Source organism: Streptomyces sp. WAC 01529, assembly GCF_003945545.1.
GTDB classification, from domain to species: Bacteria; Actinomycetota; Actinomycetes; order Streptomycetales; family Streptomycetaceae; genus Streptomyces; species Streptomyces anatolicus.
On record NZ_CP029617.1, the window covers coordinates 6,869,965 to 6,884,306 of the forward strand.

A 14,342-nucleotide genomic window follows, 5' to 3' on the forward strand; every position below is an offset into this window, starting at 1 on the left:
GGTGGCCGTGCGCCGCCGCAGTACGAAGCGCAGCTGCGGGCGTAGTCCCCGGGATCGGCCCCCATCGGAGTCGTCATCGGCCGCGTCGGGGTCGGCGCTGGCGGGCTTGGACACAGACATGCGTGCTTTTCCTTTCGGACATGCTCAGACAAGGGGCCGCTCGGGCGAGAACACCGAGCAGGAGGCCGGGGGCGTGGTCGGCACCCGGGTGTGCTGGGCCGCCGTGTACTGGTCGATGGCGTCTTCGCTGTAGCCGTAGAAGCGGCCCAAGGTGGTCTCGTCGTGCCCCGGCCACCAGGGCATCGGTGGTCTTTCGCCCCACTCGACGACGCAGCCGTGGTCCGAAAAGACCGACCACCCCACCCGCACGAAGGGGAAGCCGGGACGCCCGCGCAGTGCGTCCCGGACGGCGAGCCCGAAGCACAGGCAGGGCACGGGGTAGTAGCCACCGCGGCGGCTGCCTCCGACGGGAACAACGAGCAGCGGTATTTGGATCATGCAGACTGCCAGGCTCTGCTTCAGCAGCTCCGGGTCAGCGAGTCGTTGCGTGTAGTACCCAAGGTCGTATGCTTCCCGCGCCTCCATCAGGACCGCGGCCACCGGCGGATGATCCTCGGCGTCGGGCGTATGCATCATTCGGTGTCCCGGAGGCCCGTGCCGAGTGCTTTCAGCAGGTCAAGGCTGGACCGTGCTTTCATGGCGCGTTGTCTCCCATCAGGTCGAGCACGTCGACGATGGCCAGGGCGAAGCGGAGGATGTACCGGTGGGCGTGCTGGGGCTGGGGTCGCTCGGCGCGCAGTTCGGTGAGGAGGTACATCGCATCGACGGGGTATGGCGTGACCGTGTACGGCACGAGCTGGATGAGGGAGAGCGTCGTCTGTCGGAACCGGGCGGCGAGTTCTTCGATCTCCTCTGGAGTGGGGCGCGCGTGTTCGCCGAGCACGGCTTCTAAGTCGGCGTACAGCGCCGGCGCGTCGATGCTGATCTGCGAGCGGCGCAGTGCGACGAGCAGCGGCCCCATCTCGTCGGGTGCGGTGGTGTACCGGCGGCGCATCAGCTCCGCGCAGACGCGTGCGGCGGTCATCGTGGCCGCCCCTCTGCGGTGGCGAGGGTGCACCACGTGGCCATGCCGTCGGGGCTGACGCCCCACTTGGTCGCGAAGGTGTCCACGAGGTACATCCCGCGGCCGTGCTCCTCCTCCGCGGACGCCTTATGCACCTGTGGCGTACTGACCGTGCCGTCGGTCACCACGATGGCGATCTCGTCCGTGGTGATGATCAGACGGAACCCGAGGACGATGCCGTACCGCAACGCGTTGGTGGCCAGCTCGCTGATCACCAGCATCGCTCTCTCGACGAGGACGGGGGACATCCCCCAGAGGTTCAGCTTGGCCATGCTGATCCGGCGGCAGCGCCCGGCCCACACGGCCTCGGACCGAGGGACGTCTGTGCCCGGGGCCCGGCGGTCGAGCTGGATGGCGAAACCCACGTCGTCGAGGACATCGTCCGCGTCCAGGGGGAGGTAGCCAGGAAGACGGTTGGTCGCGGTGCCCATCAGTTCCCGCCTCCGGTGATCTCCGCTGTTGACGACGAGCTGTACGCCCAAGGGGTGAGGGGACGCTTGCTTGTTCGCCGGTATCCACGACTCCTGAAGTGTCGGCTTCGTGGCTTTGAAGGTGACGTCGGTGATGGGCGTCATGGGGGAACTTCCCATCTGCTCAGTGCGGGGGACCCTGCAAGGTGTTGCACCGATTCCCGAGGCTGTGGTCGCCAACGGCATCCGTACGTAACGGCTGAGCGCCGGCGCTGGTGGTCCGGCCTGCGAGGTTCGGGGGTGTAAGGGTCGTCAGGAGGGCAGTCGGCAACAACCGTGACCCGAGGGCGTTTTACGGGTGCGCCGTCCGTTTCACGGTTTCGCGCCTCGGGACCGTGAAGAAGTCACGGATTCTCAACGCAGCGTTGCGGTCTGCTCACTACGCTCGTGGCGGGTGACCGCGTACGGAGAAGGGCCCGCTCATGAACCAGCGTTCGGTATCGCACAGCCCCTCGTGCGCCAAACGCATCCGCGAGACACGGTCCGAGGCGGGATACGGGCTGTCCCAGATCGCCTTAGAGATTCACCAGTGCTGCCACGTCAGTTTGCTCCGCGCCCAGCGGCTTGCGCGCGGGTGGACTCAGACCGAAGCCGTTGATCATTTGCGCGCCTTGGCGGAAGACCTGGGGCTGACCGCGCCACGTACTGATGCCGACCAACTGCGGCTGTGGGAGATGGGCATGCACCAGCCACGACAGGGAGCGATCTCCTTGCTGTGCCGACTGTACGACTGCTCGGCCCATGATCTTGGCTTCGCTGTTCCGGCGGGGAGCGCCTGGACGCCGGAACGGCAGCCCGAGAGAGCTGGCGCACTGGTCGATCTGATCGACGGCCGGATTGAGGCCGCCCGCCGTTCCATGGACCGGACTCTGGCGCTTGGCAGTGTCACCGCCGCGCAGATGGACTTGCTCGACGAACGCATCCTCGATGTCCGGCGGCAGTACCTCTACGCCCCACCCGCGAAGATGCTCACCGAACTCCTCGATGAGTTGGAGGAAGTCAAGAACCTGGCGGTGGACCGGCAGCCTGCCGCGGTGCAAGTCCGGCTGTCGGAGATGACGGCGGTGCTCGCCACACTGATCGCCGATGCCCTGATGAAGCTGGGGCGCCTCTCACCGTCTCGCGCCTGGTACGACACTGCGCAGAGCGCGGCTGACGACAGCGGCAACATCGAACTCAGGGCCCGGGTCCGCGCCCAGCGCGCCATGCTGCCGTACTACTACGGGCCCCTGGAAGGCGCCGTCACCCTGGGCCGGGAAGCCCGTCTGCTCTCGCGGGGCCGACAGACCGCGACAGCCGCCTTCGCGACCGCGGCAGAAGCCCGAGCCCTGGCCCGTCAAGGGAATGCCGCCGCAGCGGAAACCGCCATCGCCGCCGCCCAGCGCTTGTACGACCGTTGTGACCCCGGCGACCAAGACGATGCCTTCAGCTTCCCTGAGCGGCGGATGCTGCTGTACCTCAGCGGCGCCTTCACCGCCCTTGGCCGGAGCAGCCAGGCCCGCCGAGTTCAGGAAGAAGCACTCGCCATGTACCCGGCCCGCACGGGAATCGACCCTGCCCTCCTTCAATTGGAGGCGGCGATCTGCCTGGCACACGACCGCAGTCCAGCCGAGGCATGCCAACTCGCGGGCGCCACCTACCTCCGGGTACCGGCCGGCCACCGCACTCACATCCTGGAGGAGCGGGCCCGGGACGTCCTGGAAGTGCTCCCACCAGGGATACGCCGAGGACGCGCCGCACGCGAACTCACCGAAATCCTCGCGCTGCCCAAGGGCCCCGCGTGACAGCGCCCGGGATCGTCAGCCAGCCTGAACCCCATGACAGCTCCAGCACCGGCACCCGGCGGCTTCGACGAAACCGCACTGCGCCACATCGTCATGCGCACCTGCGAGGTAGCAGACCTCGACGGGTCGAATGCACGCCTCCTACGCGGACACACCAACGCCGTCATCCTGCTACCCGAGGCCGCCGCAGTGGTCAAGGTCGCCCGCCGCGGCACCCCGGCCAGCAACGTGCAACGCACCACCCGCTTCGTACGCTGGCTGATGGACTGCGGCTTCCCCACCGTGCCGCTGCACCCTGGACCGGAACAACCTCTCCTGGTGGACGGACACGCCGTCACCATCTGGACCTACCTCCCGCAGCCAGACCACCCAGTCAGCGCCGCACAGATTGCCAAGCCCCTCTTCCACCTCCACAACCTGCCCACACCACCCGTCGAGCTGCCAGAACACGACAACGTCCGTGCCATCCGCAAGTCCATCGCCGCGATCACCGCCTTCCCCACAGCGACTCTCCGGTTCCTCACCGAACACGTCGACCGGCTCGAAGCCGAACTCGCCAAAGTGAACTTCGCTTTGCCGACCGGCCCCTTGCAAGGCGACCCTCAGCACCGCAACGCCCTGCATCATGGCGATGAAGCAGTGCTGTGTGACTGGGACACCGTGGCGTATGGCCACCCGGAGTGGGACCTGGTCACCATCGAGGTTCACTGCCGACGCTTCGGTTACGGCCCGGAGCACTACGAGGACTTCGCCACAGCCTATGGGTACGACGTCACGACGCTGGCCGGTTATGCGACCCTGCGTGACCTCCGCGAATTGCGCATGGTCACTACAAATGCGCGCAAAGTGCACCACGCGCCGGAGAGCATCCACGAAGTTCTGCGCCGCGTACACGGTCTGGAAAACGAAGACTTGGGCATGCGCTGGCGCATTCTCTGACGAAGGCCCCGCGCGTTTTCAGTGATCCGTGCTCGCGGGAAGTCGCACCAGTCAGCGTCCCTGCCGAGCGGTAGCGGCATGGAGTTCCTTGACTCCGCTGGTGTGGGGGTGGCGTTGTGCCAGCTCGTCGACGATGCTGCGGATCGCGGGGCGGTCTCGGACTTCGCCGGGGCTGGCTCGGTAGGCGTCCAGGAGGGAGCGGGCGGTCTGCTCTGGCCGTCCCCAGGCCCACCAGGCGCGTGCCATGTCGGTGCCCATGCGGGCCTTGCGTTCAGCTGTGGGGAATTGGGCGGGGCGGAGGTTCTTCCCGGCTTCCAGGGCGGCTCCTGCATCTCCGAGCGCCCAGTGCACGCCGACGGCGTACAAGTCCACGGCGGCCGGGCTGATGGGGAACAGTCGGCCCGCTGGGGCGGCGGCCGGCAGCCGATGAGCGGCGCGGCGGGCTTCCTCGGTCATCGACAGGGCTTCGGCGCGGTGGCCGCCACGGGCAGCGGTGTAAGCCAGGGTGCAGAGCATCTGTGCATAGGCCGACGCGGTCGCATCGGTGCGCAGGCCGGTCGCCTCGACGGCAGAGGCTGCTGTCGTCATGAGGCGCTGGGCTTCGGCGCCGCGGTCCTGGTGGCGCAGGACGATGGCCAGCTCCCGGGCGGCGGCCGCGGAGGCGAGCGGAGAACCGGCGACCTCGGCCCAGGTGCGGGCCCGGTCCGCGGTGAGCCGGGCCTGGCCGTAGGAGCCGAGCTTGGTCAGCACCGCAGCGGCCAGGCTGTAGACGGAGGAGAGCCGGGCCTGATCGAGTTCGCGACGGGAGGAGGCCGCGGCATGTCCGTCAGCGATGAGGCCGGGCAGCGCGGCGAGGAGACGGGAGTGCGCGCCCTTGTCGTACAAGTCGCGGGCGGCCGCCATCCGGCCATGTAGGGGGCCTTGGCCGGTCGGGGCCGGTGTGTCGGCCAGGGCCTCGTCGAGCCCCATCATCAGGGCGACGGGCCCGGCGGCAGCCGTGGCGGTGAGCAGCGTACGGCGGCGCATCGGGTCCTCCTCGGCGTGCGGACTGGCCGTCACTCTAGTGGCCGTCGGCACCTTCGGGGCGGGTGGCGCCAGGGAAGTCATCAGGATGTGTGGCGGAACGCCGACCTCTTGCGCGGCGCGGTGGACCAGGTCCAGGTCGACGACCCTGCGGCGCCGCTCCAGCCGGGAAACTGTTGCGGGTGCGCAGCCGAGCCGGTCTCCGAGGGCGGCGAGTGTCCAGGAGAGGTGTTCACGGCCGAGACGGATGAGCGCGCCGGCGCGCCGCTGCTCGGCTAACTCGCGTGCCTTGGGGGTGCTCCAGAACGGGTCAACGGGCACAGGTCCTCCCACGCCGCACGACCGGGGCCCTCCACGGTACGGACGCTTCTTATCGTGGTCGAGGCTGTTTGCACGACGTGCAAAGCCCTTGCACGACATGGTTGGCGATCACCGTAGGAGGAGGCGTTGCGGTGTGCTGGGTGCAGCGCCCCGAACCACGGGGCACGTCCATCGGAGGCATCATGGCAACGGCTGTTGCAGCTCCTCTGGCCACGAACCCGATGAGCGGCCCGGTCCGCTCAGCTCGGGAGGTCGTATCGAGCGGTCTGTGGGACAAGCAGGTCGGGCTGCTCGTGCGCGACTACCCGTACGACTCGATCATGGCGGCCCGGGTTCTCGAACAGGGATACGCCTACCTGCTGACCGCGATGCGGCACCGGGGCGAGGGGCTGGGGCTCGCGCCCAGCAAGCTCGTCGACATCGGCGTCCACACGATCATCCTCGACACCGTGGCGTACGCCGAACTGTGCGAGCGCTTCAACGGCGGCAGCTTCTTGCACCACGTGCCCGAAGTCGAGATGAAGAACGACGGCTCGGTGATGCGGACGGCCCACATCGTCGCCGCCGACGGATGGGACGTCGACCTTCCGCTGTGGGCGGACGCCGCCCCGTGCGGCCCCTGCCACCCGGGCAGCGACTCGCACTGACCAGCGCCAGAGCCGTGCCCCGGCCGACGGCCGGCTGGGGCACGGCACTCGGCCGGGTGGGATTGACGGGAACCAGCCCGGCGTCGGGCCGCACTCGCCAAGATGGTGCGGATGACGACCACGGCAGATCTCTGGCACCACTACGGCCGCATCCGTGCCGAGCGCGACCGTGCCGTCCCTGATTCCTTTCACTGGATCTGGAGTCAGGATGGCGGCCCCGGCTCGGAAGTGCTGGGCGATCTTGCGGGGCGAGTGATCGGCGACCTCGGCGCCGGAGCCGCCCGGCACGCCGCACATCTGGCCGTCCGCCACGACCCCGCCGAGATCGTTGCCATCGATGCTTCCCCCGCGCAGTACGAGATGGCCACCGACCTGTTCGCCCACCTCGCTCCGCGCCTGCGTATCACCTCCTCCGACGCCGTACCTCACCTCCAGGCGGCGGAAAACGTCTACGACGTGCTGTACAGCGTGTTCGGAGCCGTCGACTTCACTGACCCGCGCGCACTGCTGCCGGCCGCCGCCGCTGCGCTGAAGCCGGGCGGGCGCCTGGTCTTCTCCACCCTGGCCCACTACCTGAACGGCTCCCCGGCCCAAACGGACCTGGTGGCAGCCGACATCCCCGCCAAAACCCCCGAGGGTGACAGGGCCTCGCTGCGTCGCTGGGTCCTCCAGGAGCAAGTGTGGGTGAAGGCCCTTGACGAGGCCGGATTCACCGACGTCACCGTGGAGATGCTTCCGGCAGGGTCCGACGGACCGCGACCGGTGGACACGTTGCTGGTAATTGCTGACCGGCAGCGTTGAACTTGCCGCCTGCATCGAGCTGTCACACCGTCGTCTTAGCGGTGTTTGGTCCGCTGGCCGTAGCTAGTCACCCTCGCGATACCGCAATTGAGGTCAGCGCTCGACAAGCCGATTGATCACTTGCGGCCTAGTCGAACTGCTGGTTTGCCGCCATGGGACCGCTGCAGCGATGAATCCGCCCACGGCAGACAAGAAAGAGCACCGAAAGAGTGGATAGCTGCGCGATGGCTATGTCAACGTACAACGTCCCGCAAAAAGCCCACACCAGAAGGTGCTGCTTCGCGATTCGCTCAGGCTCCAACAGCTGCTCGAAATCACGTGCAGCGTAGATCGACCCGATGGCGTGGCTCCTACCTGGGAGGTCCGCCTGTCCGAATTTGCTATCCGATCTGCTCGCTTCACCTCACCCGTGCCATTTGCCCTCGGGGGGCTGAACGCTTGGGTCGGTCAAACGGCAGGTGACTACCTCGCGGTCTCGACGGGCCCATGTATTGCGTCTGTGCCGCCGGCCTATTCGGTGAAGATCTATTGCAGCGGGGGTACCGCAGCGACCGGCTCGTCCTCGCGCACGTGGCACGGCATCCGGGAACCACAACCAGGGAAGTGGCACAGGCTTTGGGAATTCCTGAGTGCCGCGTCACGGCCAACCTCGACCGGCTCGCCGGCGACGGCCTGCTAACGGTCGCCTCGGGGCAGCGCTCCCGGAGCCCCGCGCTCGTATCTTCTCCCACCCGTCGACGGTGTTACCAAGCAGAGGTCGAGCGCATGATGCGGCGGGCAACATAGCCGACGATCGCCGGTTAGCCAAACCGGGCATCGTGTGGACTATTGGTTTCGTTCGCACCGGCTGCTTGGCGGTGGACTTGGAGCGGACAGCGCCGTGCTTTCACCGGGGCATCCCCGACCGTCCTGAACTTCCCCGCAATGCCTAGGAACCTCCATGCCTACTCGCCCTCCCTCTGTTGCCTCCGTGATACAAAATCCCACCAGTGCCACTCGCACAGCATTCCTCAATGTGCGGGGTGCTGCCGAGTACCTCGGCCTGTCACCCCGAACCCTCTACGTCTGGCGGCATCGACGACATGGCCCGCCCAGCTTCCGTATGGGGCCGAGAGGTCGCGTGATGTACCGGATCGAAGCGCTCGACGCATGGATCTGCGAACAAGAGCGGGTCGACTCCCGCTGCAACCCTGCCCTGAATCCGGTTAGCGCCACCCCTCGACGCCGCGCCGACTCGCGACTAGCTGACGCCAGGTAGCCAGCTCCTGTCCCCTACTTGAAAGGAAGTACTTGGCCGGCTACATCGAAGACCGCTGGATCAAAAAGAAGAAGGACCCTGTTACTGGCAAGCGGGAACGTACCGCCCGCTATGGGAAGGGTTCGCGGTATCGCGTCGGAGGAATCCCCGGTGTCCGGGACATGTCCTTCGACACGCTGGAGGACGCAAAGGCGTGGCTTCGCAGGGCCGGTACCGACAGCGAGCGCGGTGAGTTCGTCGACCCCCGTGACGGCTCCATCACCGTGGCCGACTACGTCACTCACCACTGGCAGGCCGGCGTCCGTGGTGCTCCCGGAACCGTCAAGCGCATCGACGAGCGCGTACGCCTCCACGTCCTTCCGCACCTCGGCGATGTGGCGCTGAGGGATGTCTCCGCGACCGTCCTGCGCGGCTACATTGCCACGCTCGAAGGCGAGTGTTCGCCCCGCTACGCCCGCCAGATTCTCACCACCCTCTCGAACATCTTCGAGACCGCCATCGACGACAAGCGCCTTGTCCGCAACCCGATGCGCGCCAAGTCGGTGCGCTGGCCCAAGCCGCCGGAGGACCAGCGGGAGGCATGGCCCCTGGAGACCGCGCGGAGGGTGCGGGATGTCATCAACCCGCGGTACCGGATCGCTGTCGTGGTCGCTCTCGGATGCGGGCTCCGTCAGGGCGAGGTCTTCGGCCTCTCACCGGAAGATGTCGACTTCGAGCGCGGCCTCATCCGTGTCCGCCGCCAGGTGCAACTTCTGCATGGTCGCTTGTACTTCACCCTTCCTAAGGGCGGGAAGACGCGCATCGTCGACATGCCTCCGTCGGTCGCCGACGAGCTGGCCGCGTACTTTCTGCAGTACCCGGCCGTCGAGGTCGAGCTGCCCTGGGGCGGCCCTGAGCCCGAGCGGGAGAAGCAAACGTTCCCGCTCGTCCTGACCACGACGTATGGCAATGCGATCCGTGCCAACATCTTCAATGTCGAGGTCTGGAAGCCGGCGCTCGCGAAGGCCGGCGTCATCCCCATGCGAGAGAAGGGGCAACGCTGGAAGGCATCTCGCAAGGACGGCTTCCACGTCCTCCGACACACCTATGCCTCGATCATCCTCGAAGCAGGTGAGTCCGTCGTCACACTCGCCCGATGGCTCGGCCACTCCAGCCCGACCATCACCCTCGACCACTATGCCCACTTCATGCCCGAGGCGGGCGGCAAGGGGCGAGCGGCCGTCGACGCACTACTCGGCATGGTCCCCGAGTACGTCCCAGAGAACCTCGCCCTGACATGAGAGAACGGGTGGCACAGCACACGCTGTGCCACCCATTCTCGTTACGTTGCGTAGCCATGCGCTGATGAGGGCAGCTGCGCCGTTAGACGTGGAACAGGGTGGGCGCGAGAGAAGCGACTGGAGCAGCGGAGCGGCGCATTCTCCCCAGATTCTCCCCAGAGGGCCAGAACGACCGCTCCGTAACGTTCGCGGACGCGAATCGATGTCGGCGTACCCGGCTAAACCTCTACAGCCAGTCCCGTTTCTTGAAGATCACGTACAGGCTCGAACACACCAATGCCATCAGCAGGATTGCGAAAGGATAGCCGTACACCCAGTGCAGCTCGGGCATGTGATCGAAGTTCATGCCGTAGATCGTTCCCACGAGTGTGGGTGCAAACAGAATGGCCGCCCACGACGAGATCTTCTTGATCTCCTCGTTCTGTTCGAAGCCCGCCTCCGCCAGCGCCCGCATCTCCGCGTTCTGCTGCTGCGTCACCAGCGTCGCGTTGACCGTGAGGATGTCGGTCAGGGCCTGGCGGAAGCCGTCGACGCGTTCGCTGGTGTGGGTGACGTGGTCGGCCACGTCCCGTAGGTAGCGCTGGAGTTCCTCGTCCGTGCCGTACTTCGCGAAGCCCGCCATCAGGGCGTGCAGCATGCCGACCAGGGGGCGGGTGGCGCGCTGGAACTCGACCATTTCGCGCGAGAGTTCGTAGATGCGGCGGGAGACCTCCGGGTCGCCGCTGAAGACCTCGGTCTCGATCTCGTCGATGTCGTTCTGGACGCCCGCGACGACCGGGGCGTAGCCGTCGACCACCGCGTCGAGGATCGCGTAGAGCACCGCCTCGGGGCCGAGTTTGAGGAGGTCGGGGGTCTCCTCCATGCGGCGGCGGACCCCGGACAGGTCGGGGGCCGCGGCATGCCGGACCGTGATGACGAAGTCGGGGCCCACGAAGACGTGCAACTAGCCGAAGTCGACCTCCTCGGGGGCGTCGAGGTAGCGGGCGGCGCGCAGGACGACGAAGAGCGTCTCGCCGTACCGCTCCAGCTTCGGGCGCTGGTGGGCCTCCATCGCGTCCTCGACAGCCAGCTCGTGCAGGTCGAACTCGGCGGCCAGGGAAAGGAGTTCGTCCTCCGTCGGCCGGGCGAGGCCGATCCACGCCATGCCGTCCCGCTGCTCGCGCAGCTCACGGAACGTGTCCGCGAGGGAGGAGGGCGTCGCCACGCGGACTCCCTCGCGGTACAGCGCCGCCTCCACGACACTGCCCGCCTCCCGATTCGCCGCGGTGGGACCGGAGGGCGGTGCGGGCCGGGTCTCCTCGGGCGGCGGGGCCGCCGGGGGCCGCGTCGCGCGCCGCCACGCGTGCTTCTTCGCGGGCGATGCCGGACGGGGTCGGCGCTCCGCCATGCTGGCCGCCTCCAGGTTGATGAGTCGTTGACTCGAGTCGAGTGTGAGTCGAGTCGCGTGCGAGTCGGTGTCGAACGTATGGTCTAGATGGCCATTGAGCAGGATATACGTCCTAAAAGGCGCGGGCGGGCAGCGCGGCCCCTCGGAGAAGCGGTCGGCCTGCGGCGTGCCTCGTGAGGCGCACTACCCCCGCGCCGGCCCCCTTGCGGACCGTACGTGTCCGCAACCCCCGCTAGCGTGACCCGCATGACCAAGACGACCAGGGCCCGGACCGGCACCGCCCCCGTGCTGGGGGCCCGCGCGCTCAACCGGGCCACGCTCGACCGGCAGCTTCTCCTGCGCCGCTCCCGCGATCTGTCCGTCAAGGACGCCGTCGCCCATCTCGTCGGCCTCCAGGCGCAGAACGTCAAACCGCCCTACTACGCCCTCGCCGCACGCCTGGAGGACTTCGACCCCGCCGAACTCTCCGCGCTCCTGGAAGCGCGCGAGCTGGTCCGCATGGTCACCCTGCGCTCCACCATCCATCTGCACACCGCCGACGACGCCCGCACACTGCGGCCGTTCGTACAGGACGCACTCGCACGCGAACTGGGCGTGTTCCGCGACGGGCTCACCGGCGTCGACCTGCACGAACTCGCCGGGATCGCCCGCGAGGCCGTCGAGGCCGAGCCCCGCACGATGAAACAGCTCCGCGAGATCCTGCTCGTGCGGTGGCCCGGCGCCGACCCGCAGTCCCTCGCCGTCGCCGCGCGCTGCCTGCTGCCGCTGGTCCAGGTGACCCCGCGCGGGCTGTGGCGGCGCAGCGGGCAGGTCTGCCTCACTACCCTCGAACACTGGCTCGGGGGTACGGACGCCGAGGCGCCGTCCCCGGACACCCCCACCCCCGACGCCACCGTCCTGCGCTATCTCGCCGCCTTCGGGCCCGCCTCCGTCAAGGACATGCAGACCTGGGCGCGGCTCACCCGTATGCGGGAGGTCTTCGAACGGCTGCGGCCACGCCTGCGGACGTTCCGCGACGAGAACGGCGTCGAACTGTTCGACCTGCCCGACGCGCCGCGCCCCGCCGCGGACACCCCGGCTCCGCCCCGCTTCCTCCCCGAGTTCGACAACCTCCTCCTCTCGCACGCCGACCGCACCCGCGTCGTGCCCGCCGCGTACAAGGGGCGTACGTGGAAGGGGAACTTCGCGTACTGCACCTTCCTCCTCGACGGGTTCCTCGCCGGAGTGTGGCGGCTGGAGGAGGATGCCAGGAGCGGGAGCGCCGTGCTCACCATCGAGCCGTTCGGGAAACCGGGGCGCGCCGAGCGGGACGCGCTGACGCGGGAGGCCGAGCGGATGCTGACGCGGATCGCCGAGACCCCGGCTGCGGCAGCGGCGGCGGCAGCGTCTTCGTCCGCCTCGTCCTCGGCCTCGTACGACATTCGCTTCGGGGTCGTCGTCGGAAGCTGAGCCGCCGCCGCGACCGCGGGCTGCCGCCGGCCGCGGCCGCCGTATGGCGACACCCTGCTTCGGGGGTAGTGGGACAGCGTCACGGACTACACGATGTTACGTAGCCGAAGTGGTCCCGGATATCAGGAGTGAGCTATGCGGACACCGATGACCGTCACGGATTTCCTCGACCGGGCGGAGCTGGGCTTCGCCGCCGCCCCCGGTGTGATCGACGAGCCGCACCAACCCGCCTCGGTGGTACCGGATTCCACGTACGGGCGGCTCGGGGAGCGGATCCGCGCCTGGCAGGCGGGGTTCGACGCGCTGGGAGTGGGGGAGGGGGAGCGCGTGGCGGTGGTGAGCCATAACTCCGCCCGGCTCCTCGAGCTGTTGTTCGCCGTGCCGATGAGCGGGCGGATCTGCGTGCCCGTCAACTTCCGGCTCAAGCCGGACGAGGTCGATTACGTGGTGCGGCAGAGCGGCGCCTCCGTCCTGCTCGTGGACCCGGAGCTGGACGACGCCCTGTCGGGCGTCAAGGCACGCCACCGCTTCGTGCTCGGTGAGCGGACCGAGACCGATCTGATGCGGTTCGGCGTCGAGCCGCGCCCCTGGGCGAACCCCGACGAGGACGCCACCGCGACGATCAACTACACGTCGGGAACCACCGCCCGCCCCAAGGGGGTTCAGCTCACCCACCGCAACATCTGGGTCAACGGGCTCACCTTCGGCCTGCACACCCGCGTGTGGGAGCGGGACGTCTATATGCACACGCTGCCGATGTTCCACTGCAACGGCTGGGGCATGCCGTTCGTGATGGCGGGGCTCGGTGTGAAGCAGGTGGTGCTGCGCAAGGTGGACGGCGCCGAGATCCTGCGCCGCGTGGAGGAGCACGGCGTCACGCTCATGTGCGGGGCGCCCGCGGTGTGGAACGCGGTGCTCGACGCGGCCACGAGCTGGCGCGGCGAGGTGCCGGGCCGTGACCGGGTGCGGATCGTCTGCGCGGGCGCACCGCCGCCGAGCAAGATGATCCAGCGCGTGGAGGCCGAGCTGGGCTGGGAGTTCACGCAGATCTACGGCCTGACCGAGACCTCCCCGCTGCTCACCTTCAACCGGGCGGTGCCCGCCGACGCGGAGCTGCCCGCCGAGGAGCGGGCGCGCAAACTCTCCCGCGCCGGGCTGCCCGCGCTCGGCGTCAAGCTGAAGGTCTCCGACGCGGGCGAGGTGCTGGCCCGCTCGAACGTCGTACTCGAAAGCTACTGGGAGAAGCCGGAGGAGACCGCGGCGGCGCTGGAGGACGGCTGGTTCCACACGGGCGACGGCGGCACTCTCGACGAGGCGGACGGCCATCTGACCATCTCCGACCGGAAGAAGGACGTCATCATCACCGGCGGCGAGAACGTCTCCTCGATCGAGGTGGAGGACGCGATCTTCAGTCACCCGGCGGTCGCCGAGGTCGCGGTCATCGGGGTGCCGCACGAGAAGTGGGGCGAGACGATCAAGGCGCTCGTCGTCCTGGCGGAGGGGGAAACGGCGGGGGAGGCGGACATCATCGCCCACTGCAAGCAGCGGATGGCCGGTTACAAGGCGCCGACGAGCGTCGAGTTCCGCGACGCCATCCCGCGCACGGCCACGGGCAAGATCCAGAAGTTCAAGCTGCGGGAGCCGTACTGGGCGGGCCGTGGCCGGGGCGTGAACTGACGACGCGTCGGCGTCCTCATCACGTCCCCTTCGGCGACGATTCGGCATGACGTCCCCTTCGGCGGCGATTCGGCACGCCTTCAATGAACCTGCACATCGAATGCGCAGTCCGGTCACGCAATTCGACGCATGCACCGCACGAATTCCCGTGCAGGGGCCATAGAAAGCTCTCTTTGGCGGGAG

At 68.2% G+C, this 14,342-nt stretch carries 13 protein-coding genes and 1 pseudogene; 9 read left to right on the forward strand and 5 right to left on the reverse strand.

The annotated features are described in order from the left end of the window. Positions 1-144: 144 nt before the first annotated feature. The 3 genes from DMA15_RS30640 to DMA15_RS30650 form a co-directional block, all read right to left on the reverse strand. Entirely contained in the window at positions 145-600 is a 456-nt protein-coding gene (locus tag DMA15_RS30640; RefSeq protein ID WP_164551858.1) for a DUF6302 family protein, read from the reverse strand. 94 nt (positions 601-694) lie between these two features. Further along, positions 695-1,084 carry a hypothetical protein gene (locus DMA15_RS30645; RefSeq protein ID WP_125515948.1) on the reverse strand — a complete coding sequence of 130 codons (390 nt, stop codon included), beginning with the start codon at positions 1,082-1,084 and terminating at the stop codon, positions 695-697. Next, on the reverse strand, positions 1,081-1,698 hold the full coding sequence (locus tag DMA15_RS30650; RefSeq protein ID WP_125515949.1) for an ATP-binding protein: 618 nt from the start codon (positions 1,696-1,698) through the stop codon (positions 1,081-1,083). Before DMA15_RS30650 ends, DMA15_RS30645 begins: the two co-directional genes overlap by 4 nt. A 317-nt stretch (positions 1,699-2,015) precedes the next feature. Here DMA15_RS30650 and DMA15_RS30655 point away from each other — a divergent pair, with 317 nt between their 5' ends. Both DMA15_RS30655 and DMA15_RS30660 read left to right on the forward strand, forming a co-directional pair. Further along, positions 2,016-3,377, forward strand: a complete 1,362-nt coding sequence (locus tag DMA15_RS30655) for a helix-turn-helix domain-containing protein (RefSeq protein ID WP_240660034.1) — start codon at positions 2,016-2,018, stop codon at positions 3,375-3,377. A 33-nt stretch (positions 3,378-3,410) separates the two neighbouring features. Next, positions 3,411-4,316 carry a phosphotransferase gene (locus DMA15_RS30660; RefSeq protein WP_125515950.1) on the forward strand — a complete coding sequence of 302 codons (906 nt, stop codon included), beginning with the start codon at positions 3,411-3,413 and terminating at the stop codon, positions 4,314-4,316. A 51-nt stretch (positions 4,317-4,367) separates the two neighbouring features. Here the strand turns inward: DMA15_RS30660 and DMA15_RS30665 are convergent, their stop codons facing one another. Beyond that, entirely contained in the window at positions 4,368-5,660 is a 1,293-nt protein-coding gene (locus tag DMA15_RS30665; protein WP_240660035.1) for a helix-turn-helix transcriptional regulator, read from the reverse strand. A 182-nt stretch (positions 5,661-5,842) separates the two neighbouring features. On the opposite strand from DMA15_RS30665, the gene DMA15_RS30670 reads away from it, so the two are divergent. From DMA15_RS30670 to DMA15_RS30690, 5 genes are all read left to right on the forward strand, one after another. After that, positions 5,843-6,307 carry a hypothetical protein gene (locus DMA15_RS30670; RefSeq protein ID WP_240660036.1) on the forward strand — a complete coding sequence of 155 codons (465 nt, stop codon included), beginning with the start codon at positions 5,843-5,845 and terminating at the stop codon, positions 6,305-6,307. 111 nt (positions 6,308-6,418) lie between these two features. After that, positions 6,419-7,108 (forward strand): class I SAM-dependent methyltransferase, encoded by a 690-nt coding sequence (locus DMA15_RS30675; RefSeq protein WP_125515952.1) that lies wholly within the window; start codon positions 6,419-6,421, stop codon positions 7,106-7,108. A gap of 486 nt (positions 7,109-7,594) precedes the next feature. Continuing rightward, positions 7,595-7,894, forward strand: coding sequence for a helix-turn-helix domain-containing protein (locus DMA15_RS30680; RefSeq protein WP_240660037.1), 300 nt, complete (start codon positions 7,595-7,597; stop codon positions 7,892-7,894). A 154-nt stretch (positions 7,895-8,048) separates the two neighbouring features. Next, complete coding sequence (locus DMA15_RS30685; protein ID WP_125515953.1) at positions 8,049-8,366, forward strand: helix-turn-helix domain-containing protein; 318 nt, start codon at positions 8,049-8,051, stop codon at positions 8,364-8,366. A 32-nt stretch (positions 8,367-8,398) separates the two neighbouring features. Beyond that, a complete protein-coding gene (locus DMA15_RS30690; RefSeq protein ID WP_125515954.1) occupies positions 8,399-9,646 on the forward strand; it encodes a site-specific integrase in 1,248 nt (415 codons plus the stop codon). Positions 9,647-9,872: 226 nt separating this feature from the next. On the opposite strand, the pseudogene DMA15_RS30695 reads toward DMA15_RS30690, so the two are convergent. Next, positions 9,873-11,033 (reverse strand): annotated as a pseudogene (locus tag DMA15_RS30695) (magnesium and cobalt transport protein CorA). Positions 11,034-11,279: 246 nt separating this feature from the next. On the opposite strand from DMA15_RS30695, the gene DMA15_RS30700 reads away from it, so the two are divergent. Together DMA15_RS30700 and DMA15_RS30705 are read left to right on the forward strand one after the other, a co-directional pair. Next, complete coding sequence (locus DMA15_RS30700) at positions 11,280-12,482, forward strand: winged helix DNA-binding domain-containing protein (RefSeq protein ID WP_125515955.1); 1,203 nt, start codon at positions 11,280-11,282, stop codon at positions 12,480-12,482. A gap of 135 nt (positions 12,483-12,617) precedes the next feature. Next, entirely contained in the window at positions 12,618-14,159 is a 1,542-nt protein-coding gene (locus DMA15_RS30705; RefSeq protein WP_125515956.1) for an AMP-binding protein, read from the forward strand. Positions 14,160-14,342 lie beyond the last annotated feature (183 nt).

Bases quoted from the DNA above. Each gene is read 5' to 3' on its own strand.
- DMA15_RS30645 (WP_125515948.1), bottom strand. From the start codon at position 1,084: ATGACCGCCGCACGCGTCTGCGCGGAGCTGATGCGCCGCCGGTACACC.
- DMA15_RS30650 (WP_125515949.1), bottom strand. From the start codon at position 1,698: ATGACGCCCATCACCGACGTCACCTTCAAAGCCACGAAGCCGACACTT.
- DMA15_RS30655 (WP_240660034.1), top strand. From the start codon at position 2,016: ATGAACCAGCGTTCGGTATCGCACAGCCCCTCGTGCGCCAAACGCATC.
- DMA15_RS30660 (WP_125515950.1), top strand. From the start codon at position 3,411: ATGACAGCTCCAGCACCGGCACCCGGCGGCTTCGACGAAACCGCACTG.
- DMA15_RS30670 (WP_240660036.1), top strand. From the start codon at position 5,843: ATGGCAACGGCTGTTGCAGCTCCTCTGGCCACGAACCCGATGAGCGGC.
- DMA15_RS30675 (WP_125515952.1), top strand. From the start codon at position 6,419: ATGACGACCACGGCAGATCTCTGGCACCACTACGGCCGCATCCGTGCC.
- DMA15_RS30680 (WP_240660037.1), top strand. From the start codon at position 7,595: ATGTATTGCGTCTGTGCCGCCGGCCTATTCGGTGAAGATCTATTGCAG.
- DMA15_RS30685 (WP_125515953.1), top strand. From the start codon at position 8,049: ATGCCTACTCGCCCTCCCTCTGTTGCCTCCGTGATACAAAATCCCACC.
- DMA15_RS30700 (WP_125515955.1), top strand. From the start codon at position 11,280: ATGACCAAGACGACCAGGGCCCGGACCGGCACCGCCCCCGTGCTGGGG.
- DMA15_RS30705 (WP_125515956.1), top strand. From the start codon at position 12,618: ATGCGGACACCGATGACCGTCACGGATTTCCTCGACCGGGCGGAGCTG.